General features: G+C 33.6%; 25 protein-coding genes and 1 tRNA gene. 25 read left to right on the top strand and 1 reads right to left on the bottom strand.

The genetic code is table 11. From position 1 onward, the window contains the following. The first annotated feature begins 316 nt into the window (after positions 1-316). From MK119_RS14610 to MK119_RS14525, 18 genes are all read left to right on the top strand, one after another. Positions 317-388, top strand: a tRNA-Gly gene (locus MK119_RS14610). A gap of 745 nt (positions 389-1,133) precedes the next feature. Continuing rightward, the gene (locus tag MK119_RS14605; protein WP_290680143.1) at positions 1,134-1,571 is read left to right on the top strand and encodes a helix-turn-helix domain-containing protein; all 438 of its coding nucleotides are present in this window, start codon (positions 1,134-1,136) and stop codon (positions 1,569-1,571) included. Positions 1,572-1,942: 371 nt separating this feature from the next. Further along, entirely contained in the window at positions 1,943-3,475 is a 1,533-nt protein-coding gene (locus tag MK119_RS14600) for a S53 family peptidase (protein ID WP_290680141.1), read from the top strand. Positions 3,476-3,514: 39 nt separating this feature from the next. Next, positions 3,515-3,937, top strand: coding sequence for a hypothetical protein (locus tag MK119_RS14595; protein WP_290680139.1), 423 nt, complete (start codon positions 3,515-3,517; stop codon positions 3,935-3,937). 91 nt (positions 3,938-4,028) lie between these two features. Continuing rightward, positions 4,029-4,877, top strand: coding sequence for a hypothetical protein (locus tag MK119_RS14590; protein WP_290680137.1), 849 nt, complete (start codon positions 4,029-4,031; stop codon positions 4,875-4,877). Positions 4,878-4,967: 90 nt separating this feature from the next. Continuing rightward, entirely contained in the window at positions 4,968-6,044 is a 1,077-nt protein-coding gene (locus tag MK119_RS14585) for a phosphotransferase (protein WP_290680135.1), read from the top strand. Positions 6,045-6,048: 4 nt separating this feature from the next. Then, positions 6,049-7,104 carry a T3SS effector HopA1 family protein gene (locus MK119_RS14580; protein ID WP_290680133.1) on the top strand — a complete coding sequence of 352 codons (1,056 nt, stop codon included), beginning with the start codon at positions 6,049-6,051 and terminating at the stop codon, positions 7,102-7,104. Continuing rightward, the gene (locus MK119_RS14575) at positions 7,097-8,362 is read left to right on the top strand and encodes a lanthionine synthetase LanC family protein (RefSeq protein WP_290680131.1); all 1,266 of its coding nucleotides are present in this window, start codon (positions 7,097-7,099) and stop codon (positions 8,360-8,362) included. The genes MK119_RS14580 and MK119_RS14575 overlap by 8 nt, the downstream gene beginning before the upstream one ends. Before the next feature lie 407 nt (positions 8,363-8,769). Then, the gene (locus MK119_RS14570) at positions 8,770-9,105 is read left to right on the top strand and encodes an arsenosugar biosynthesis-associated peroxidase-like protein (protein WP_290680129.1); all 336 of its coding nucleotides are present in this window, start codon (positions 8,770-8,772) and stop codon (positions 9,103-9,105) included. 137 nt (positions 9,106-9,242) lie between these two features. Then, positions 9,243-10,298: an arsenosugar biosynthesis radical SAM (seleno)protein ArsS gene (gene arsS / locus MK119_RS14565; protein ID WP_290680127.1), complete on the top strand. Its 1,056-nt coding sequence runs from the start codon at positions 9,243-9,245 to the stop codon at positions 10,296-10,298. Further along, a complete protein-coding gene (locus tag MK119_RS14560) occupies positions 10,298-10,822 on the top strand; it encodes a rhodanese-like domain-containing protein (RefSeq protein WP_290680125.1) in 525 nt (174 codons plus the stop codon). Before arsS ends, MK119_RS14560 begins: the two co-directional genes overlap by 1 nt. A 25-nt stretch (positions 10,823-10,847) precedes the next feature. Beyond that, positions 10,848-11,432: a TIGR04282 family arsenosugar biosynthesis glycosyltransferase gene (locus tag MK119_RS14555; protein ID WP_290680123.1), complete on the top strand. Its 585-nt coding sequence runs from the start codon at positions 10,848-10,850 to the stop codon at positions 11,430-11,432. 50 nt (positions 11,433-11,482) lie between these two features. After that, the gene (locus tag MK119_RS14550; RefSeq protein ID WP_290680121.1) at positions 11,483-12,214 is read left to right on the top strand and encodes a DM13 domain-containing protein; all 732 of its coding nucleotides are present in this window, start codon (positions 11,483-11,485) and stop codon (positions 12,212-12,214) included. Between the two features lie 16 nt (positions 12,215-12,230). Beyond that, positions 12,231-13,043, top strand: a complete 813-nt coding sequence (locus MK119_RS14545) for a purine-nucleoside phosphorylase (RefSeq protein WP_290680119.1) — start codon at positions 12,231-12,233, stop codon at positions 13,041-13,043. Positions 13,044-13,189: 146 nt separating this feature from the next. Then, positions 13,190-13,603, top strand: coding sequence for a DoxX family membrane protein (locus tag MK119_RS14540; RefSeq protein WP_290680117.1), 414 nt, complete (start codon positions 13,190-13,192; stop codon positions 13,601-13,603). A 13-nt stretch (positions 13,604-13,616) separates the two neighbouring features. Further along, on the top strand, positions 13,617-14,585 hold the full coding sequence (gene arsM, locus MK119_RS14535) for an arsenosugar biosynthesis arsenite methyltransferase ArsM (protein ID WP_290680115.1): 969 nt from the start codon (positions 13,617-13,619) through the stop codon (positions 14,583-14,585). A gap of 460 nt (positions 14,586-15,045) precedes the next feature. Continuing rightward, positions 15,046-15,234, top strand: a complete 189-nt coding sequence (locus MK119_RS14530) for a hypothetical protein (RefSeq protein WP_290680113.1) — start codon at positions 15,046-15,048, stop codon at positions 15,232-15,234. A gap of 180 nt (positions 15,235-15,414) precedes the next feature. Beyond that, complete coding sequence (locus MK119_RS14525) at positions 15,415-16,647, top strand: hypothetical protein (RefSeq protein WP_290680111.1); 1,233 nt, start codon at positions 15,415-15,417, stop codon at positions 16,645-16,647. Positions 16,648-16,884: 237 nt separating this feature from the next. Here the strand turns inward: MK119_RS14525 and MK119_RS14520 are convergent, their stop codons facing one another. Continuing rightward, positions 16,885-17,070 (bottom strand): hypothetical protein, encoded by a 186-nt coding sequence (locus MK119_RS14520; RefSeq protein WP_290680109.1) that lies wholly within the window; start codon positions 17,068-17,070, stop codon positions 16,885-16,887. 168 nt (positions 17,071-17,238) lie between these two features. Between MK119_RS14520 and MK119_RS14515 the strand changes: the two genes are divergently transcribed. The 7 genes from MK119_RS14515 to MK119_RS14485 all read left to right on the top strand — a co-directional run bounded on the left by MK119_RS14515 (position 17,239) and on the right by MK119_RS14485 (position 22,535). Continuing rightward, positions 17,239-17,832, top strand: a complete 594-nt coding sequence (locus tag MK119_RS14515; protein ID WP_290680107.1) for a hypothetical protein — start codon at positions 17,239-17,241, stop codon at positions 17,830-17,832. A gap of 749 nt (positions 17,833-18,581) precedes the next feature. Beyond that, positions 18,582-19,922 carry an ADP-ribosylglycohydrolase family protein gene (locus MK119_RS14510; RefSeq protein WP_290680105.1) on the top strand — a complete coding sequence of 447 codons (1,341 nt, stop codon included), beginning with the start codon at positions 18,582-18,584 and terminating at the stop codon, positions 19,920-19,922. A 324-nt stretch (positions 19,923-20,246) separates the two neighbouring features. Continuing rightward, the gene (locus MK119_RS14505; RefSeq protein WP_290680103.1) at positions 20,247-20,705 is read left to right on the top strand and encodes a hypothetical protein; all 459 of its coding nucleotides are present in this window, start codon (positions 20,247-20,249) and stop codon (positions 20,703-20,705) included. A 74-nt stretch (positions 20,706-20,779) separates the two neighbouring features. Next, positions 20,780-21,148 (top strand): hypothetical protein, encoded by a 369-nt coding sequence (locus MK119_RS14500; RefSeq protein WP_290680101.1) that lies wholly within the window; start codon positions 20,780-20,782, stop codon positions 21,146-21,148. After that, positions 21,145-21,609 (top strand): HAD domain-containing protein, encoded by a 465-nt coding sequence (locus MK119_RS14495; RefSeq protein ID WP_290680099.1) that lies wholly within the window; start codon positions 21,145-21,147, stop codon positions 21,607-21,609. The genes MK119_RS14500 and MK119_RS14495 overlap by 4 nt, the downstream gene beginning before the upstream one ends. 76 nt (positions 21,610-21,685) lie before the next feature. Then, on the top strand, positions 21,686-22,084 hold the full coding sequence (locus MK119_RS14490; RefSeq protein WP_290680097.1) for a hypothetical protein: 399 nt from the start codon (positions 21,686-21,688) through the stop codon (positions 22,082-22,084). A gap of 286 nt (positions 22,085-22,370) precedes the next feature. Then, positions 22,371-22,535, top strand: coding sequence for a hypothetical protein (locus tag MK119_RS14485; RefSeq protein ID WP_290680095.1), 165 nt, complete (start codon positions 22,371-22,373; stop codon positions 22,533-22,535). Positions 22,536-22,644 lie beyond the last annotated feature (109 nt).

Here is a 22,644-nt window from a genome sequence, read left to right as displayed (position 1 = left end):
ATTATATTTTCTTAAAAATAGACATAAAGAGTAGTACTTCCTTCAAATATTTTATAAGCGCCGTAAAAAACAAATAAGCGTTAAACTTTAACTTGTTTTTATGTTGAATTTCCATTTTCAGCAACATAAATATGATTTTAAAGCTTCAATTATCTTTTATGACTTTTGATTTTTTATTACTACAAAAAACGTGATTTTTCACCATAAAATGAGTATCATTTTTTCAGTACTCCAGTAGTTGCAGTAAGTTTTTTTTAGTAGTGCGTAAAATAATTGCGCACTACTTTCCCACCTTTGTTTCATCAAATATAAACAAGCAGATAAAGTGTTTTTGGTTGCATGATAGACTTCCACTCTATCGGAGCGAGTTCGATTCTCGCTATCTGCTCAAAAGTTCATTGAAAATAAAAATTATAAGTGTCGTAGAAAGGAAATACTTCGATTCATACGCGTCTGGTTACAAGTGAAATTCTTGTTTTTTGAAATAAGCGGTTTGAATACCGCCCAGAAAAAGTCGTCCTTTTGAAAATCACCTTATAAAAACAAAGAAAATGCCGTCAGAATAGGAATACTTCGATCCAAAAGAAACCCAATTCCTATTCGCTCAATTGCTTTTCTTTTAATAAAAATGTTAGTGTCGTACACAAGTGTTACTTCGGCGATTTCACGCGGGTTTGCAAAAACCTTTTAAAAAACACTTCAACTTTTTACCTCTCATTTTTATCGTATAAAGTTTCTGGAAAATGCCGTTAGTATAGGAATACTTCGACTTTAAATCGCACTAAACTCCTATTCGTTTTTATTGCTTTTCCTTTTATAAAAAACATACATATTAGTGTCGTACTAAAGTGTTACTTCAGGTTTAAATTAGGTTCGAGCCCTAACCGTCTCAAAGATGAGATGTGGCAAATACACTTTGGGTTTTTTACCTAATATTTTCAATATAAAATATAAAACAAGTGCCGTAAAAAAGTGATACTTCGCACTAGAATGCCGGTGTCGCAGGTTCGAGTCCTGCCTCTCCTACTAAAATCACACTATAAAGGAGAGTAGCTCAGTTGGTTAGAGCACGTAGATAAAAACACTTTTTGCCTTTTCGCCTTGTTTTTTTAATCAAACTAAAAATGTCACGATTGTTACAAAAAATCACATTCTTTTTCTCCTCGCTTTTTCTCCAAAAAGAGAAGTCGACATCAAAAGTAAAATCACTAAAAATTAGTGATGATATTATTTTGAATGTTATGGATAGACTGTCTGATTTTGAACATACTCAAGGATACTTAAAACCCATGACATTGCAAAAATTGGCTAAAAAATTAAAAACAAACCCAAAGTATTTATCTAGGATTATTAACAATCATTATGAAAAAAATTTTAGCTCATATATCAATGATCTACGTATTAATTATGTGTTAAAAGAACTAGAAACAGATACATCTTTGAGGAAAAATACTGTAAAAGCATTGGCAAAAAAACTAGGTTTTGGAAATACAGAATCGTTTGCAAAAACATTCAAAAAACATACAGGAGTGAATCCATCAAATTATTTAAACATATTAAATCGCAACTAAAACTTGCAATATTTAATTTGTCTGACACTTTTCTTGAACTTACGAGTTCCTTCATTTATGATCAATATAAATGTTGGAACTTTTCTTTTTTGTAAAGTAAAATCACAACAATATTTCACTCAATAATTTCACTGTTCTTTCTTACTTGCTACCCAGAATATTCCCTTCTTGCCAAAATATCAAAATTTATTAATAATCAACTGATAATCAATTACAAGAATCTCCTGAGAATTGTTTTAAAATTACAAATAAGTAGTTTTTTTCTGATAAAAAAGTGATAATACTCAATCTGAAAATTAAGTAAAACTACGCATCCAAATTATAGGTGTATTATGGAATTTTGATAAAGCATAACTAACCTTTACATTTTTATGGAATCTACCCAAGACAATACGCCACAGTCAGATACAATTGAAATCAAAGTCTATGTTCCAATAAATGAAGTCACAGAACGTCAACAAGGAATGATTGACAATGCCATTATTAAACATCCAAAAAATCGAAAATACTTGACAAATTCTGCATACTCAGAAATCTTTGCGCCAAGTAAACAAGATGCAAATGACATCATTGAACATGCTGAAGCACAACATTGGGATGTTAGTTTTGATGAAAAAGCACGAGAAATTACTATCAAAATTAACTCGGATGACGTTGCCAAACCACAAAGTGGCACTTCAACTATTCCTCTTGTATTTTTAAGTTCTCAAGGAGATATTCACTTGGATGCTGCTGATGAAGAACAAAAGGCAAACGTGAGTCCTGAAGATATTCCAAATCCTACTCAAAAAACAGGTTTTATTAAAAACAATCCTGAACAACGTGTGGGTCGTGGTCATGGAATTCCTATTCAAGAACCATCTCAAGGATATAGTGTCCTTGAAATTGCAGAGAGCTACAACTTCCCTGATGGGGATGGCGAAGGACAAACTATAGGGATTATTGAATTAGGTGGACAATTTGAACAAAATGATTTAGAAAACTTCTTTCAAGAATACAACACATCAGTTCCAGAAATTCAAATCGTTGGTGCGCCAACAACAACACCTCAAAACGACAATGTAGAAGTAACTGCAGACATACAAGTAGCTGGAATCTTGGCTCCAAAAGCAAAATTTGTCATCTATTATGGAACTTCTATTCTAAATGCTATGAAAATGGCTCTGGCAGATACTGAAAATAAACTGTCAGTAATCTCAATTAGTTGGGCAGGATCAGAATTAGGATACTCACAACAAGAAATTACTGAATTAAATAGTGAATTTCATGAAGCAACGTTAAAAGGAATTACCGTAGTAGGAGCTTCAGGTGATAACGGAGCTTTAAATAACAAAACTTATGCAAACGTAAATGTCCCTGTAAATTCTCCATACGTACTAGCTTGTGGCGGAACACAAACCTACATTACGGATGATAAAATTGCTGCGGAAGTAGTATGGAATGAGTCTACTGCACAATCACAAGTAGCAACGGGAGGCGGATTCAGTCAACGTATTGCAGAACAACAATACCAAGTAAAATCTTCAAAAGAATACATCGAAAAATTTCCTCAATTTGAACTATACTACGCAGCTGGAGGAAGAGGAATTCCAGACATAGCTGCGAATGCTGCTGATGCTTCTGGTTATACAATTTTCTTTCAAGGAAGATGGATAAAAGTCGGAGGAACAAGTCTAGCAACTCCACTTTGGGCAGCTTTAATAGCACGTATGAATCAAAACTTAGGTTATAGACTAGGATTCATTAATCCATACCTATACGAATTGATCGGTACTTCTTCATTTCATCAAATAGTAGAAGGAAACAACAACTTATATCTAGCTTCAGAAAGATGGAATCCTTGTACAGGATTAGGAACTCCTAATGGTAAAGAATTAATGCAAGCCATTGACAGTCTAAAATAAGACTTTACAAAATCATTAATCACATTAAAACTTAAAATTATGGCTAAAAAATTGGCATTAGACGAATTACCAAAGCGTCTTTTGAAAAATGACGCAACAGTAGAAGATTTATTAATGGTATATGGTTTTGTGGGAGAAGGTACTGAAGAAGATAATATCACTTTCTACTTAGATCCAGCATTGAAGACTTCATTCATTGTAAAAGATGAAGACATTGTACATCATGTAAAAGTAACCAAATCGCAGAATCCAATTGGTGGAACCGTAATTTGGATCAAAAATGCAGCTTCCTATACTCAAGGAAATCAAGCTCAAAATCAGGCGCAAACGCAACAAAATGCAGCCCAATTTTTTCAAGGAGATATATACCAACAATACGCAAATACTGTTCAAGGAAACACGGTACCAAAACCACAAGGAGTACGTATACCAGTTTGTGGATGCGGGAAATGCGGACAGTAAAAAATACTAACCTAAAATTGATAGTTAATTATCAATTTATAAAATCGTAAGATTTTAAAAATCATATTATTAACCTTTAACTTTAATTATTATGTTTACATTTTTTCATGGATGTGGAATTCCGCCTATCACGGTAACGTGTCCCGGCAGCGCACATGCACAAAATGTTGGACCTACAGGTACGCAGGGTTGTACGATCCCGCAAACCTGGTTCCATACGTGCGGTATCCCACCAGTAACTTTAACATGTAATCAAGGAGGACATGCACAAGCGCAAACTGTACCACCACCGTCTACAATCTGTGCAACAGCAATTGCATGTACAATTACAGTACCACATGCTCAAGCGCAAAATTCTGGCCCAACTGGAACTCTAGGCTGTACACAACATGGTCCCTGTTATAGCCCAACTGGAACACAAGGCTGTACACAACCTGGTCACTGTTATGGCCCAACTGGAACACAAGGATGCACAGCGCCTACAGGATCATTTGCAACAGTTTGTCCTCCTACACGTGTACCAGGATGTAATCCTCCAACAGGTTCATTGGCAACTGTATGCCCTACAGGAGATGCACAAGCACAAAATTTTGGCCCAACTGGATGGGAAGGATGTACACAACCAACACACCTAATTGGATGTACAGGTTATGAAGGATGTATTCCTCCAACTGGTTCAGGTCCTGCGACTGTTTGCCCAGGTGGTGATGCAGAAGCACAAACAATTGGTCATACAGCTTATGAAGGCTGTGGCCAAAACGGAACTGTAGCAACAGTATGTACACAAATTGGATGTGGACAAACAAGCCTTCTAGGATGTACTGCGTACGAAGGATGTCACAATGATGCAAATGTAGAAGCACAAGCGCAAGTACACAGTATCCCAGTTGTGAACTGTATCCCAACACGTGCATGTACAGGTGCATGGCCAGTGTGTTAATCATAGCTTATTTGTAATAAATACAGCTATTTTATTATTATAACAAAGCTGCCTGTAAATGCAGGCAGCTTTCAAAACTCAAAAATTATTATGCGCTTAACAAAGAAAAATATCACTCATTATCTACTTGATAAAGGTTTTTTAGAACCTACTTCATTCATGTCTGGAGATTATATGCTTACACAAACACAAAGCAGAAATTCTGTATTTAAAATTCAACAACAACAAGACAAAGGATTATTTGTTAAGCAACTAATGACACAAGATCCTACCAATAGTTATTTAATGCAGAAAGATGCTACAAGTCATTATTTAATTCATCAATCAGATTTATATAAAGAAACCGCAACACATATTCCAGACTATTATGGATACGATCCATATCACAATATTTTAGTAACAGAATATTTTGCAAACTCTAAAAACATACACGAAACTGTGTATAGAGATAAAAAATTATCAGAACCGCACGCAGTAAAAATGGCGCATATTTTAGCTTCGTATCATTTTGATATTACGGATGAAATTAAAAACAACAGTTCGTTGCAATTTTTCAGTAAGCAAATTCCTTGGATCTTAAATACAGGTCAATTATTAAACAATCCTAAAGGCATCAGTAATACGGTAATTGCTGAAATTCACAAGCATCAAGATTTGGTACAACGAATGGAAAAAGTAGCTTCACAATGGGAAACTACGAGTTTGATTCATGGCGATATTAAGTGGATGAATTTTATTGTGATGCCTAATAACGAAGATGTAAAATTAATCGATTGGGAAATTGCTGATTTAGGCGATCCTTTATGGGATGTTGCAGGCATATTTCAATCGTACTTTAGTGCTTGGGTTTTAAGTTTTAACAATCAAAGCATTCAGCAACATAAACAAATGCAAGGCACCGAATTTTTATCAATAGAAACCATAACTCCTATTGTAAAATTACTTTGGAACACCTATGCATCTGTACAGAAATTTACTGAAAGTGAAGCTAGAGAAAAGTTATTCAAAACACTCTCATACATGGCTGCACGAATGATTCAAACTGCTTTTGAAAACAACATGGCTCAAAAACAAATGTACCCAAATTCAGTTCGCATTTTACAATTTTGCAATCACATACTTGAAGATGTAGAAGGAATTGCTAAACAATGGAATTTAATAGCGTAAGATCATGAAAGACAATATACACTCACAACAAGTACAGCAAATAATTAAGGCTATTGAAATTACTTCCTTAAGCACTTATAAAGTACATGGACAAGAAGAATATGTTCAAAACCAAATGCCGTATCAAACATTTGCTGAAGATTTTAAATCATTTGGAAGCAATAGTACCGTGGACTCACAACAACAACGCACCAACTTGATTAATGCATTGACAAATACGATATATTCTAAATTTTATTGCAGTATTAAAAGTGGCGATCATACTTCCAAGATTCCGCCAAAAGCAGATCGTGATGAATTTATGAATCAACTCTCTCAAGCAAATGCTTCTGTAAGCGGATTAGATTATCATTGGAAAGTTTACAATATAGACACAGCAACAGGAAACACATACATTCAAAAAAATGGTGAGTTACGTTGGTTACAACCAAATGGGTATCAATTTGCTAATCCACAACAAAAACAAGCTGCTGTAAATACATTTGTAAACTTAACACGTCAAAAAGAAAACAGAAATATTCAACCTGTATTTTATCACGCGTTTAGCAATGAAATGTTTCCACAAGAAGTAGAAATTGGACGATTTTATTGGAATGTTACACCAGAAGGCGCATCCAAACTGATCAACGCGCTCACAACAACGTTAAATGATTACAAAATCCCGTTCCAATTCAAGTGCCTAAATCATCCTGAACTCTACGTTCGATCTGATTCGGCCGTTTTATACATCAACAAAAAACATGTACAGCTTGTCGCAATAATTTTAAATAGTATAATTCCAAACTTAGAGCCGTATCTTGTAGACGAAATTCCGATGTTTACCAAACAACTTTTCAAAGGAGTTAGTTACGCGGAAGATCCAGGGAAAGGGCAAAGTTTTGGAATGAGTAGATCGGCAACCATTGCAGCTGCTTTGGTAGAAGCTTTTCAACAAGAAAAAAACACAAAACAAACCTTTGACATTGTCGTAAATTCTCTAGCTAGAAAAGGAATGTCTTTGGATCGTTTACACTTAAACAAACATACAGCATTAACGCCAACGTTCCCTACTTATGAATAATATAGAAACCACACTCAAAAAAGACGTACAGATGTATGTAAAAACTGCACATAATATTGGTAAATATTTAGCCAAAGAAGCGCTATGGTATAAAGATATGTGTAACTGGACTAGTCATGAAGTAGCTGGTGTAGATGGTAAATTCCAAACGGTTGTCAAAGCTTGTGGGATTGAACTCTATAGCGGTCTTACGGGAATTGCTTTATTCTTAACAGAGCTCTACGACAAAACACAAGATCCTATTATTTTGCACACATTAAACGGTGCACTCAGAACCATCTATTCTAATTTAGATGGAGAAAAAGTAAATAACTTTGGATATTACTCTGGAAAAATAGGCGTTGGATATACCTTATGGAAAATTGGTCAAAAATCAGCAAATAAAGAACTTGTTGACAGAGCACTTTCGTATGTAAAATCGGTAAAAGATGAAGACATTGCCGATTATGAAATAGATATCATTTCAGGAGCTGCAGGTGCTATCTCTGTTTTATTAAAATTATACTACGCTGAACAAGATGAAGATTTCTTGGATATTGCTAAAAAATGTGGTCAGTTTTTATTGAATAAAGCTATGAAGCAAGGAGATATTTATTCTTGGATGACTGTTGATAAAACCAATGCATTAACAGGATATTCACATGGTGCTTCTGGAATTGCCTCTGCACTGTTAGAATTATATGCTACCACAAAAGATGAAGTATATTGGCATGCTGCTATAGGCGGATACAACTATGAAAAACAATGGTACAATCAGCAAACTCAAAATTGGCCAGATTTACGTGAATATGATGGTACAAAACCACCCGTTTACGGAGTAATGTGGTGTCATGGAGCAGCTGGAATTGCCATTGCACACTTAAAAGCTTATGAAATGACAAAACATGAATACTTTTTACAAGAAGCTAAAATTGCCATTGAAACCACCAAAAGAACTGTGATTCAAGAAACCAATCCAAACTCACAAGCGAATTTTTCACTATGTCATGGTTTAGCAGGAAATGCTGATATTTTACTATATGCTAGTCAGGTTTTAGAGAATCCGGAATATGCACAAATTGCTAGAAATGCTGGTGACTTCGGAATTGCAAAATACGACGCTACAGGAGTTGTATTTCCAAGTGGAGTAAACGATCCTAGTAGACAAACCATTGGGCAAGACGAAAATGCAGGCTTAATGTTAGGAATGTCTGGAACGGGAATGTTTTATTTACGCTTAGCAGATATGATCAATATTCCATCTGCATTAGTTCCTTAGAAAAATATAACATTAAAAAAACATCAAAAGCTATCATACGGTAGCTTTTGACATTTTTTACCGAACGATTACCGCTAATTATTCAATTCTTACAGTCCAAATTTCATAATAAGGGTTTTTTTCCCTTTTATTTTTAAGGTATTCCCTAGAGTATAGAAATTCAGAAGCATGTACTTTTATCTATTGAAAGTTCAAAGATAAAATCATGTGTATTTCTGAATAGAGGTTGTAGTCATTCATAGATAGTTAGGTACATGAAATCAATGAACTTCCAAAAATCCCAAGTGTATTCTTGGGATTTTTACTTTTTAATAAGATTCCTGTAAAGTTTTGAAAAAAATCACGTCTCATTATAGACTGTTTGATTTTGCGTATTTTAGCAAATCTCAAATACAAATACAAAACACATGGATAAATCATATTACAATCCAAAAGACTTAAGAAAATTTGGTTCAATCACAGAATGGAGTGAAGAACTTGGAAATAAATTCTTTGAATACTACGGAAAAGTATTTGAAGAAGGAGCACTAACACCACGAGAAAAATCATTAATTGCATTAGCCGTGGCGCATACAGAGCAGTGTCCTTATTGTATAGATGCATATACAAAAGATGGTTTGCAACGTGGAATTACCAAAGAAGAAATGATGGAAGCCGTACATGTAGGTTCAGCTATTAAAAGTGGAGCAACCTTAGTACATGGTGTACAAATGATGAATAAAGTAAATAAATTAGATATGTGAGTAGATTGTTAGTTTTGTAAAGCAAAACTATACAAATCACTCATACTGACGAAAGTTAGTATCTCATAAATTGAAATAAAAAGGTATAAAAACCTCATCAACTCATTACTATATTGAGTTTCATAAAAAATTGATCAATGGCGACAAAGTCCCTTCAAAAAAGAGAAAGCGAATTAGCAAGTACACAACGACAATTGGAAATCCTATCAAACGGAATCTTTCAAAGTGGTGAATTGCCTACGTTTGCGAACAAAATAAAAGAAACAAATCAATTTCCTTTAAAACCTAAAAAGATTGAAATCTTACAAATCAATGTAGGATACATGTGCAATCAGGTATGTTCGCACTGTCATGTAGATGCAGGTCCAGACCGAAAGGAAATCATGACGCGCGAAACCATGCAACAATGTTTAGACGTCATTGAAAAAACAGGCGCGCATACACTCGATTTAACGGGTGGAGCTCCTGAAATGAATCCGCATTTCCGCTGGTTTGTAGAAGAAGCTTCTAAAATTGGTGTCAAAGATTTTATTGTCCGTTCCAATCTTACAATTATTCGTTCCAATAAAAAATACTATGATCTACCTGAATTCTTCAAAAAGCACAATGTACATGTTGTTTCGTCTATGCCTCACTGGACCCGCGGAAAGACAGACAAGCAACGCGGTGATGGAGTTTTTGACAAGTCGATCAAAGCCTTACAAGAGTTGAATGCAGTTGGCTATGGAATGCCAGATAGCGATTTACGTTTAGATTTGGTATACAATCCATCAGGAGCGTTCTTACCAAGTGATCAAATGGCAATGGAAAAAGATTTCAAAAAAGCATTGATAGAAGATTTTGGAATTCAATTTCACAACTTATTTGCCATTACAAACTTGCCTATAAGCCGTTTCTTGGATTATCTAATTGCTTCTGAAAACTACGAAGATTACATGTATTCTTTGGTAGAAGCCTTCAACCCAGGTGCTGTTGCCAATGTCATGTGTACCAATACAATCTCCGTAAGTTGGGATGGTTGGTTATACGACTGTGACTTTAACCAAATGCTCGATTTAAAAGTGGCGAGCAAAGTAAAACACATTTCAGAATACAACGAAGAATTACTAAGTAACAGAAATATCATCATCTCACAGCATTGCTACGGTTGTACTGCTGGTGCAGGAAGTAGTTGTCAAGGAACGGTTGCATAATGAAAACGTACATTCTTTATATCATTGCTCTTTTTTCTCTTGCTTTCGCAAACGGACAAACTGCACTCGACAGTCTCTTACAAAAAGAGAATAAAGAAACGGTTCCCTACATTACAGTTGCAGAATTGACTAAAAAACAAAATATTATTCTGTTAGATAGTCGTGAAAAAATAGAATATGAAACCAGTCATATTGAAAATGCAGTTTGTGTTGGTTATGATAAATTCAAATTAAAAAAAATAAAAAAAATACTTCCAAAAGACAAAAATATACCAATTGTCGTTTACTGTTCATTAGGAATTCGCTCAGAAGATGTCGGTGAAAAACTCAAGAAAGCGGGTTACAAAAATGTATACAATCTTTATGGCGGAATTTTTGAATGGAAAAACCAAAATCAGCCAGTAGTAAACAACAAAGGAGAAACTACCGAGAATGTACATACCTTCAACGAAGATTGGAGTATTTGGCTCAAAAAAGGTGTAAAAATCTTCGAAAAGAAAAAATCTAAAAAAGACAAGCAATAAAATGCATACAAGTAAAACGCTTCTTATGACGTTTACACGAAATCCTGAATTGGGAAAAGTGAAAACGCGCTTGGCAAAAGGTATTGGTGAAAAGGCTGCTTTAGAAGTCTATATCAAACTCTTAGAACATACTGAAAGTGTTCTTCAAAAAATAAATACGGATAAATGTGTATGGTATTCGGTTTCAGTTCGACAGAACGATATATGGCCCGATGATTTATATCAGAAGAGGGCTCAATTCGGTAACGATTTAGGAGAACGAATGCTCAACGCGTTTAAAGGTGCATTTCAACAGAATTACGAAAAAGTAATCATTATTGGAAGCGATTTATACGATCTAAAACCCAAACATATTGAAGAAGCAATTGAAGCTTTAAATAGGAACGATATTGTCTTAGGACCAGCACAAGATGGTGGTTATTATTTGTTAGGCATGAACACCTTACACAAAGCAGCATTTGCTCCAAAAAATTGGGGAACAGAAACGGTTTTGGCTGACACACTGAAAGATCTAGAAAACCAAAACATTCATCTACTAGAAACATTAAACGATATTGACCACGCGGAAGATTTAGAACCATACGAGGCTTTTAAAAACTATTTACAATAACTACATAATGTGCGTTTTTCCTACAAATATGCATTAAAAAAAGCTAAGCTATGAAAATAAAATTACTCGTATTGTTATGCGCTATTTTTAGCGCACAACTGATTAATGCCCAATGTACAGAAGCCGCCACTGATTTTGGAAACAATACCAACATTTCCTCATACAATATTAGCGGTGATGTTTCTGTAACACTCAATGCAAACAATACTGTCACTTTAGATTTAGCCGATAACTTTATGACGGCAGCTGGTCCAGATATCAGAGCCTATTTTGTAAAATCTAATGGCTTGTCTGATGCCGCTTTAGCGAATTCTTTAGTTGCGAACTTAGATGCGCTTCAATTTGGTTTAGTAGGAGCTATTGGTAGTGTAAACCAAAATGGCGCAAAAAGTTTTACCATTTCAATTCCTTCAGGAGATGATATTTCTGAATATGATAGAGTATTATTCTACTGTTTACAATTCAATCAATTCTGGGATTTTGGAAAAATTACGCCATTTTCAGGCGCTACGTGTAGTCTATTAAGCGTCAACGAAAAAAGCTTAAGCAAAGCTGTAAACGTATTTCCAAATCCAGCAAATGATTATTTTGAAGTGGCAAACGATTCGCAAAACGAACTAGCTATTGCTGTATATGACTTTTTAGGAAACAAAGTCATTGCTACAGAACCTTCGCGTGTAAAAAAACAATCGTTTTCTTTAGCAAACTTAAATTCTGGTGTATATTTAGTTCAATTAAAAAGTAATGACCAAAGAGCGGTCAAAAAATTGATAAAGCGCTAAAAACGTATATATATTTATGTTAAAACACATCACAGAAACAACCGAATATTTAATAAACAAAGGATTTGACAATCCAGAAATCGGAATCGTATTAGGAACAGGTTTAGGAAAATTGATTGACGATATCGACATCATTACCGAAGCACACTACAACAACATTCCATACTTCCCATTGGCAACAGTAGAATTCCACACCGGAAAACTTGTCTTTGGACACTTAGCAGGAAAAAGAGTCGTAGTGATGCAAGGACGTTTCCACTTATATGAAGGCTATGATTTTGTAGACATCACCTACCCGATTCGAATTATGCATAAACTAGGAATCCAAAAACTATTGGTTTCCAATGCTGCTGGAGCTATCAACCTTGATTACAAAAAAGGAGATATTATGATCATCGACGATCATATCAACCTACAAGGTGGATCGCCATTAGCGTTCAAAGGAGTTAGCGAATTTGGAGAACGTTTTGCGGACATGAGCGCTCCATACGATGCAGACATGATTGCAACGGTTGAAAAAATTGCTGCCGATCAAAATATTGACATTCAAAAAGGTGTTTACGCAAGTGTTGTAGGACCACAATTGGAAACACGTGCCGAATACCGAATGCTCAAAATCATTGGTGCTGATGCGGTTGGAATGAGTACTGTTCCTGAAGTCATTGTGGCAAATCATTTAAGCTTGCCATGTTTGGCAGTTTCTGTGCTTACAGACGAATGTGATCCTGATAATTTAGCACCTGTAGATATTGCAGACATCATTGCAGTTGCAGGAAAAGCTGAACCAAAAATGATTACACTCTTTAGCGAACTTATTAAAACATTGTGATATAGTTGTGAGTTGTGAGTTGTGAGTAAAACAAAAAATTCGTGAATTCGTGACAAAACTCGGTACTTTGAAATGCTAAATTTTAAATGCAAAAGGTAAGGTTATAAGAATCGTGCTAAAAGCTAGTATCCAAAACCCAAGAAAACATGAACCCCAACAAAAAAATAGCCCTACTCATCATCAGACTATTGCTAGGTTTTATCTTCTTCTTTCAAGGATTTGGTAAAATATTCAAATTTGGTGTAGACAATGTATACAACAACTTTTTTGCAAAAACCTATGATGGTATTTTACCAGACTTTTTACTGCAAGGAACTGCATACTATACATCCTATGTAGAATTTTTAGGAGGTTTGTTGTTAATAATTGGACTAAAACGCGACTACACATTGTATGCTTTGGCATCTGTATTAATAATTGTAACTTTCGGACATGGTTTGGTTGAACCAATCTGGGATTTATCACATGTGATGTACAGAGCAATTTTATTGTTGGCCTTACTCCTGTTACCAAAAGAATGGGATGCGTATCGACTAGACACACTAATGAAGAAAAAATAAATTGAAACGATTCATGAGCTATTTAGAAACTACACACGACGTATACAAAGAAGCAGCACTCATTCCTGATGTTGGACTTTGTTGTACTACAAACCCAATTTGGGAATTACCAGGATTAAAAATTCCTAAAATCATGCAAGAAATGAACTATGGTTGCGGAAGCACTGTACATGCGCGTGATTTAACTAACAATCCAACAATGCTGTATGTTGGCGTTGGTGGTGGAATGGAATTATTACAATTCTCATATTTCAATCGTCAAAAAGGCGGAGTTATTGGATTGGATGTCGTAGATGAAATGTTGGAAGCTTCACGTAAAAACTTTATCGAAGCAGAGGAACTAAATGATTGGTTTAAAAGTGAATTTGTAGACCTACGAAAAGGAGATGCATTAAACTTACCTGTAGAAGATAATAGTATTGATGTAGCGGCGCAAAACTGCTTGTTCAACATCTTTAAAACAGAAGATTTAAAAAGAGCAATCGCAGAAATGTATCGTGTACTTAAACCACATGGAAAATTGGTCATGAGTGATCCTACTTGTGAGCAACCAATGAACGAAACTTTACGTAACGATGAGCGTTTACGTGCATTGTGCTTAAGTGGAAGTTTACCAATTGCTGAATATGTAAAAATGTTGACAGATGCAGGATTTGGAACGATAGAAATTCGTGCTAGAAAGCCATACCGTATCTTAGATCCTAAAAATTATCCAACAGACGAATTAATTTATATAGAATCTATTGAAGTAGCGGCGATCAAAGATCCAATGCCAGCTGACGGACCTTGTGTTTTCACTGGAAAAGCAGCGATCTACTTTGGAACAGAAGATTATTTCGATGACGAAAAAGGTCATATTCTATTAAAGAATCAGCCAATTGCTATCTGTGATAAAACGGCACAAGCCTTAGCGGATTTAGGAAGAGACGATATCTTTATTTCAGACTCTACCTACCATTACGATGGTGGCGGATGCTGTTAAGGAAAATACAAAACGTCACTTCGAATGAAATTTTGAAATCGAGAAGTGCTCTGAAACGTCATTACGAGCGATAGCGCGGTAATCTGTTTATCACATAACAGTTTTGTTATTTGAAATATAAGATTGCCACGAATTTTACAAAATTCTCGCAAAGACGTTTCAAAATCAAAACATACAAACACCACAATTCAAACACTGAATTGTGGTGTTTTTCTAATACATTGAGTGCATTTGCCAAAAACCTCCGCTGCTTTTCCTCAAAACCACAGCAGGTTTTGGTCATTTCCTCCGCTGGTTTTACACAAAACCTCCGCAGTTTTTTTGAACAACTGTTTTTTGCTTGAATTTAAGTCGTATTTAAGTTCAATTAAGAACAAAAAAACATATATTACAAAAGAATAAATAGCATTAAAACGCAACATATTCTAATCGTTGTGCTTCATGCAAGAAAAACCCAAAAATGATAAATTGGATTAAAAAAATATTAAATAAAGAAGAATCAAAAGAAATCCTTGAATGGGAAACGGATGATTCAATACTAATGCATCTAAAAAGGAATCTTAATGGGGATGGTTCTTTGAATGAAACTGGTAAAAAATTGCCAGATGAAAAAAAGGGTGATGATGAAATAAAATATGCACCAGCCTAAATGGATGCAATGTTTGGAGCTGATGAATCAGAAGAATAAAAATCTAAAATAAAACAACTTGCCGACCTAATTAAAAAAATTGCCAAAAATGGAGATAACCAAAGTGAATTTGACTTTTACAGAGAAGTAACAGAGAGTGAAAATGTAATTGGGATTATAGACGAGTTTTTACAAAAATTAATGCAAAGTTCATTACCAATTGAACCGTACTTATATAATTATGCAAATAAACTAGCTACTAAAACAAATAATCGAAATACAGTAAAGTTTGGAATTGCTATTCTGGGATTATGTCAAAACCAGAAACCAATAGACGATATTAAAATATTGGGGCTTCACGATGAGTTCACGGTTTTTTCAACTATCGCTATTTCAAATTTATCTGATAATTTAGTTAATGACTTGTGGGAACTTGCCAAACAAGTCGACGGTTGGGGGAAAATACAACTAGTAGATAGATTAGCGGAGATGGAGTTAAGTAACCAAATCAGAGATTGGTTGGTACTTGAAGGCTATAAAAACAACATAATGTATGAGTATTTAGCTTTAACCTGTGCTAAAAATGGAATGCTAAACGAAAAACTTAACACAGAATCTATTGACGACAATCTTTATTCTTCAGCTAGCGATATTATTGTTTCATTAATGGATGAAGGTCCTGCTATTGGAATGTCGGGTTATGATCATTCAAGCGAAACTATTCAAAACTTTATTAAACATTCAAAAAAACGAAACCTCAATATTTCAAATTATATAACACTTCATAGAATTAAAGATTATTTGGAAGAATCATCTGAAGAAAATGAAATACTAAAGAATTGGAATCAAAACGATTTATCCAATTGTTTGATTGATATTAATGAATTATTAAGCTCTAAAGATTGGACAACAGAAGTACAAATTGCTTTAAAAAGCTCTGATAATGTTGCATATTGGAATGGTAAACAGGCTGCCCAAAAACTTGGAATTGACCTTTGGGATACGGTTTGGCAAAAACTAAAGCAAAACCCAGTGGATAGTTCAGCTTGGAATGATGTCACTGTTAATGCAAAAGAAAATAATGTTGAAGAAATCATAGATTTTGCAATAAAGAATTTACCATTAAAATTTTTAGGTTCTGGACCAAAAGATTCAGCTGGAATTGGAGAGCACTATCAAAAGTATTCTTCTCTAGACAGTGTTATAACGTTTTTAGAAAACTATCCAAAAAAGGGAGAAAAATTAATTCTAGTCGGATTAGACAGCCCTGTTACTAGAAATAGAAATATGTCTTTAAGAACTCTTCAATCTTGGACTTCCAGTAATTGGAATGAAGAAATTAAAACTAAATTAAATGAGCTTAAGGAAATTGAACCAAACGCAAATACAAAATCAGACTTGATAAAACTTCTCAATGGCGAAAAAATAGAATAACACGAAAGCACAACAAAAGTAACCGTTGCAAAAGCCCAGAATTTCACAAAAAACAAGGTAGTCTTAGCACTTTTAAGAGTGCCTTTCTTTTGAGTTTTCCTATTGAAACCTAAAGTTTACACCGCTTAAAATCCAGCTATAGTTACCAAATAATGACTTTATATTGAAAATGATCAAAGCAAGTGATATTGTGCCACTTTTTGCTGTTTTATAATGAATTTTAGGTATTTCTTTAAGTTATAAGTAATAGCTGCCATATACATGACTTTGTTCGCTTCTTCCATAATAGACTTTGGTAAGTTCATATAAATAATCAAAGTCCAAAACACCTAAAAAACGACAATAAAAGTTCTCCTTTGGAATACGATCAATTAATTGAAAATTGTTGAATAATTTTTCTTGATAGATTTTCTTGCCTTGCATACATTAAGATACGTAATTATTCAATATATTTCACTTGTGCAACAAGCACAACACCTAAACTGCATTAAAACGCAGTTTAGCCAAAACGTTAGCTATAATTTGAGAAAGCCAATCTACATATTACTCCTAATGATAATTTTCTCTTGCAAAGAGAACAATAAAAAAACGATGGAAATTGATAGTCCAGAAAAATTTGCTGAATACGCAAACAAATTACATAATAAAAAACATCCACTTTTACCAAAAAAAATTAGCGTCCAGTTAAAGGATAAAAATGGTGAAAATTTAAAAATCGAAAACGTTCTCTGTCATCTGAACATTTATATTGATTCATTGAGCTATTACACTTATAGCTTTATTCCGACAAACTCGAACGGAATAGTCAATTTAACAAAAGAGCAAATGATTCAGAATACGGAGTTAAAACACTATTATGATGAAAGTATTATAGCAGACAAAACTCCTGTAAAATTTGATTTTATGGTTATGGAGAATAATATGCTTAAAGGGATAATTTCAAGTATGGAAAATTATTTAAGCATAGATATAGAATCAATCAAGGCTAATTTGAAAAGCAGAGGTTTAACTGATTCACAAATTACTCTTCAAACTCCAGCAATTGAGGAAAAAATAAAATCTGACAAACAGTTGTTAGAATTGTTAAAGAAAAACCAAAACGCTGAATTAGATTACTCCAACGGAGAAAAGAAAATAACGGATTTTTGGGATAATGAAACCGAGTATTATTACGAATTAAAATAAAAATGGGGAAGCTTACACAAACATAATCAGAAAGCGAAACTATGGATATAATATTTTGAATAAACTTTAATTTAAAAAAATAAATCAAACAAGAATCATAATCTGCATTTTGACACAAAAATATAAATACTACTAAAGAAAATGGAAGGTTATATTGTGTGTGTAATTTTTATTCTTACGATGACTATCATAATTATATTAAGTTATTTTAAGAAAAAAAATGTAGAGAAAAAGATAAATAACATAATCAAGGAATATAATTTTACCCAGAAAGGTTTTAATATAATCAATGATATAAACTCTTTCAAGAAAAAGTTTGATAAAGGAAGACATGTAATTTTGATTACGAACAACAAAAATGGATATATAACTATAAACGTTGCGATAGAATTTAAAACGTCTACTAAAATTAAACTTCAAAGTTTTTTTGAAAAAATAAAATTCAATGCCAAAATCGCAAAAAATAAAAATCTAATAAAATTGAGTTTTTTGAACAAAGATGAGCTATGCTATTGAAATTCTTTGAAATAAAAGACATGAAAAAACCTGATTTTAAAGAGATAGAAAACACTTTTTAAATTTTAAATACTGTTCTAATTATTGGGGAATGATCAGAGTAATAGTAGCGTATTTAAATTCGTATTCTGTAAGAATCAAGAAGTTTTAAAAATAGCTACATAGTTTTAAAATTTGGTGTAAATTGGAAACTTAATAGGTAGTTTTAAGACAGACTGCTGTTAGCAAAAATTATGAAAACCCTTATTAGAATAACATTTTTTATTCTAGTCCTCTATTCGTGTAAGACTGAAATAAAGAATAATCAAGCTACGGAAATCTCTATTAAAGAGAAGAAGAAAAGTATTGTTCTATCCCGTAAAGACTACCAGAATCAATTATACGGTTTTTGGTTAGGTAAGTGCATTGCAAACTGGACAGGTCTGGTCACCGAGATGGATAAGATTGGTAATATTGGTGAACTAAAGACCGGAGATTTCTATACCCGTGAAGATTGGGGTAAGCCAGACCAACCCAGTATTTGGGGCCAGGGTATTCCAAGTGAACTGTCTCCTACTATTAATTTTGTATTCAGGGACACCACGGAGGTATGGGGCGCTGATGACGATACAGATATTGAATATATGTATCAAAACCTGATGTACGAAAACAAGGTAAGTAGCCTAACACCACAACAAATACGGGAGGGTTGGTTAAAACATATAAAAGCCGAAGAAGAAAACTATTTATGGGTGTCTAATCAAAAAGCATTTGACCTTATGAGACAAGGTATTCTACCCCCAGAAACCGGCAGTCCTGAGAGGAATGAACATTATGACATGATCGATGCACAATTGACTACCGAGCTCTTTGGATTTTTTGCCCCTGGCCGAGCAGATATTGCAATCAAAATTGCCGATCTTCCAATAAAAACTACTGCTCATGGAGAGGCTGAATACATTTCAAAATTCTATGTCACAATGTATTCACTAGCCTCATTAAACACTGATAAGCCCCTCAATGAGCGCATTCGCTGGATGGCTACTCAAGCACGAAAAGTACTACCTGATAGCTCATATCCGGCAAAAATGTTTGATTATTCACGTAAATTATACGAGTCAGGTATACCATGGGAACAAACCAGAGATTCAATTTACTACCGTTATCAGGTTCAACAAAAAGATGGATATAACATTACATCGAGAAATTTGTATTGTAATGGTTGCTTTGCCGCAGGGATAAACTTTGCATCTAGTTTGGTAAGCTTGTTTTATGGAGAGGGTGATTTGAAAAAAACCATACAAATAGGAACTTTGGCAGGATGGGATTCTGATAATCCAACCGCAACTTGGGGCGGTTTAATAGGCTTCATGATTGGCAAGAACGGAATTGAAAAAACTTTTGATAGACAATTCTCTAATCGATTCAATATTCACAGGACCAGGCAAAACTTCTTAGAGGGTGGAATCGATTATATTGATAAAATGGCCCAAAGAGGGCTAATTGTGACGGATCGAGTTGTAATTGAAGAAATTGGCGGAATGATTGATCAAGAAAATGATTCATGGATTATCCCAATAAAAATCGAATATTAATAAATTTAAAAGCGGCTAATAATCGTAACTATTGCAAAAGCCTATAATTTTACAAAAAACAAGGCAGTCTTGGCGTTCTTAAGTATGTCTTTTTTTTAAATTTTACGGGTTAACTTTATATAAACACCATTAAAATAATGGTTTATCCAAGCCGTTAAATACATAATTATACTTACCACAAACACCTTTTTCAAGGTGTTTTTATGTCTAAAATTTAACTAAAATCCACATCATAGGATGTTATAAAAACAGTAGCTTCTCCGATACCTAAAAAACGGAAAACGTTCTTTGACATAATGTGGTAAGTAAAATAATACTATATTTATGAATGTAAAATCGCTATTAATAAGCAAATATTTACAAAATTTAAAAATAACAGGAACTCCAGTTATAGTGGAAATAACAGGAATTCCTGTTATTCATACGTTGTACACAAGCCACCAAATGAAACGTAAATTGACTTTAATATTATTCACTTTGACTTTTTCTAGTTGCTTTTTTAGTGGTTATGAAAGTGAATTGATTAAATCACCAACTGGTAATTTTAAAATAAAAGCAACTGTAAAAAGGAAAAATAATAAATTAGCTGAATTGAATACTGGAGCTGGGGATGCGAATAAATGGGCAATTGGTTGGACTGAAATTGGAGATACAATTGTTCTTCAAAGTAGTGACATAGGAAATAAAGCTTGGATGTTAAACATGAACAAACCGAATCAAATAAAAATTACAGATGAATTAAATAAACATGCTGATTTTTTAAATTCGAAAAAATATAAATAAAAGCCAGTGTATAACACCATCTAAACTGCATTAAAACGCAGCTTAGCCAAACCGTTATGTTCAATTAAAAAAGAATGAGCAGATTTAAAGAAATTGATCCAAAACTCATGAAGCTATCTCAAAAACTGGAAGCTAAACTTACGATTGACAGAGACTGGGATCCAACTGCTGGATTTGAGGAAAGAAGGATTGACTGGATTGATAATGATATTTTTAAAGCAATAATCATTCAACCTACTTTTAAAAGTAAAGGGGTGGATTCAAGTAAATGGAATTTTATAAATATTGCTTGGCATGACGATGCTAAATCTGTTCACAGACCTAAATGGATGAATAATTTAGTTAATGAAGGGAAATTTGAAATTATAGAATCGAAGATTGATGATTTACTACTTGAGTCAGAAAACGCACTTTCTAATATTTCAATGAGTGATTTAAAGTGAGTAGAACAACTCTAATACTTGACTTAGACGGAGTTTTAATCACAACTCCTATGTGGAAAGCAGACGAAATAGATGTTGACGGATATTCTAAATTCAATATGAATTGTGTGGATAATCTAAACAAACTTTTAGAACAATCTGATTTCGAAATTTGGTTAAGCTCAACAAGAAGAACTGTTAAGACATTAACGGAATTCAATCAAATTTTTGAAAATCGACATATTAAAAAAGAGATAAAGGGTTTTCTACCTGAATATCAAGAATGTAATACTAGAAAAGATGAAATAATACAATTTATTGAGGAATTTAAGATTTCGGATTTCTTGATAATTGATGATGATAAATCATTGAACGGTCTAAATGAAAACTACAAAGAAAAACTAATATTAACTGAATTGCAAAAAGGGTTTGATACCGAAAAATTTCAACTCGCAATTGATAAAATAAAAAAAAGAACATAACAATTTGTATAATGCATATGCACCCTTCGGGATGCAAACGCATCATACAAGAGACGTTGTAGCACATTAAACAAAGATGTCATTAAAACGAAATACAGACCAAAAGAGTAAGACTTTGATTCAATTCTATGATGAAGCGAAAAATAGTGACAATCAGTTTTCCTCAAACCTGGGAGAATTAATGATTAATTGGATAAAAGAAATTGATTCAGAATTTAAGACTACTGAAATATGGGGGTTGACCTCTCATTACCATTTGATACTTCAAAATGAAAATGATTATACGTCTCCAAATTATGTTGTCCTGATTGCAGGACATGATGAATATCATTTGGAGTACTTAATTCCTGAATCTTCTCAACCGTGGGAAAATGCTTATGTGAAAGGAGCAACTAAATCGTTAGAAGAGGCAATGAAAATGCTAAAAACGGCTATGAGAGAATCAAGGGGATGGATTGATTCAAATGAATTATGAATAAATAAAAGTGCTACAACAAAAGTAACCATTGCACAAGCCTATAATTCCAAAAAAAACAAGACATTCTTAGCGCTTTTAAGGATGTCTTTCTTTTTAGCTTTAACTATATAACTCTAAAACAAACACAACTAAAATGATGGTTTATCCAAGCCGTTAAACACATAATTACTTACCACAAACACCTTATTTAAGGTGTTTTTTTATGTCTAAAATTTAAGTATCAACCGACATCGTATGATGTCATAAAAACAGTAGCTAATTCGCTACGCTAAAAACGAAAAATATGTATAGAATAATAAACGGAAAATACGCAGTAGAATTATTAACATCTGGAAGAGATGAAGTAGATGAGTTTGAAGAAATGCAATCCTTTTTAGATACTGGAGATGTAATAGTCATATCTGACGAAATTGGAGATGCAGAACTAATAGAAAGAGATTATTTATAAACCTGTAGCTTCTCCGATACCTAAAAAACGAAAAAACGATCTTTGACATATTGTGGTAAGTAAAATAATACTATATTTATGCATGTAAAACCGCTATTAGTAAGCAAAT

The sequence above is a fragment of the Kordia sp. genome, from assembly GCF_022447245.1.
GTDB lineage: Bacteria > Bacteroidota > Bacteroidia > Flavobacteriales > Flavobacteriaceae > Kordia.
Note: the sequence above shows the minus strand (reverse complement) of the source record. Positions and strands in the feature narration are given on the sequence as shown.

Coding starts and splice junctions, on each gene's coding strand:
- MK119_RS14600 (WP_290680141.1), top strand. CDS start 1,943: ATGGAATCTACCCAAGACAATACGCCACAGTCAGATACAATTGAAATC.
- MK119_RS14595 (WP_290680139.1), top strand. CDS start 3,515: ATGGCTAAAAAATTGGCATTAGACGAATTACCAAAGCGTCTTTTGAAA.
- MK119_RS14590 (WP_290680137.1), top strand. CDS start 4,029: ATGTTTACATTTTTTCATGGATGTGGAATTCCGCCTATCACGGTAACG.
- MK119_RS14585 (WP_290680135.1), top strand. CDS start 4,968: ATGCGCTTAACAAAGAAAAATATCACTCATTATCTACTTGATAAAGGT.
- MK119_RS14580 (WP_290680133.1), top strand. CDS start 6,049: ATGAAAGACAATATACACTCACAACAAGTACAGCAAATAATTAAGGCT.
- MK119_RS14575 (WP_290680131.1), top strand. CDS start 7,097: ATGAATAATATAGAAACCACACTCAAAAAAGACGTACAGATGTATGTA.
- MK119_RS14570 (WP_290680129.1), top strand. CDS start 8,770: ATGGATAAATCATATTACAATCCAAAAGACTTAAGAAAATTTGGTTCA.
- arsS (WP_290680127.1), top strand. CDS start 9,243: ATGGCGACAAAGTCCCTTCAAAAAAGAGAAAGCGAATTAGCAAGTACA.
- MK119_RS14560 (WP_290680125.1), top strand. CDS start 10,298: ATGAAAACGTACATTCTTTATATCATTGCTCTTTTTTCTCTTGCTTTC.
- MK119_RS14555 (WP_290680123.1), top strand. CDS start 10,848: ATGACGTTTACACGAAATCCTGAATTGGGAAAAGTGAAAACGCGCTTG.
- MK119_RS14550 (WP_290680121.1), top strand. CDS start 11,483: ATGAAAATAAAATTACTCGTATTGTTATGCGCTATTTTTAGCGCACAA.
- MK119_RS14545 (WP_290680119.1), top strand. CDS start 12,231: ATGTTAAAACACATCACAGAAACAACCGAATATTTAATAAACAAAGGA.
- MK119_RS14540 (WP_290680117.1), top strand. CDS start 13,190: ATGAACCCCAACAAAAAAATAGCCCTACTCATCATCAGACTATTGCTA.
- arsM (WP_290680115.1), top strand. CDS start 13,617: ATGAGCTATTTAGAAACTACACACGACGTATACAAAGAAGCAGCACTC.
- MK119_RS14530 (WP_290680113.1), top strand. CDS start 15,046: ATGATAAATTGGATTAAAAAAATATTAAATAAAGAAGAATCAAAAGAA.
- MK119_RS14525 (WP_290680111.1), top strand. CDS start 15,415: ATGCAAAGTTCATTACCAATTGAACCGTACTTATATAATTATGCAAAT.
- MK119_RS14520 (WP_290680109.1), bottom strand. CDS start 17,070: ATGCAAGGCAAGAAAATCTATCAAGAAAAATTATTCAACAATTTTCAA.
- MK119_RS14515 (WP_290680107.1), top strand. CDS start 17,239: ATGGAAATTGATAGTCCAGAAAAATTTGCTGAATACGCAAACAAATTA.
- MK119_RS14510 (WP_290680105.1), top strand. CDS start 18,582: ATGAAAACCCTTATTAGAATAACATTTTTTATTCTAGTCCTCTATTCG.
- MK119_RS14505 (WP_290680103.1), top strand. CDS start 20,247: ATGAATGTAAAATCGCTATTAATAAGCAAATATTTACAAAATTTAAAA.
- MK119_RS14500 (WP_290680101.1), top strand. CDS start 20,780: ATGAGCAGATTTAAAGAAATTGATCCAAAACTCATGAAGCTATCTCAA.
- MK119_RS14490 (WP_290680097.1), top strand. CDS start 21,686: ATGTCATTAAAACGAAATACAGACCAAAAGAGTAAGACTTTGATTCAA.
- MK119_RS14485 (WP_290680095.1), top strand. CDS start 22,371: ATGTATAGAATAATAAACGGAAAATACGCAGTAGAATTATTAACATCT.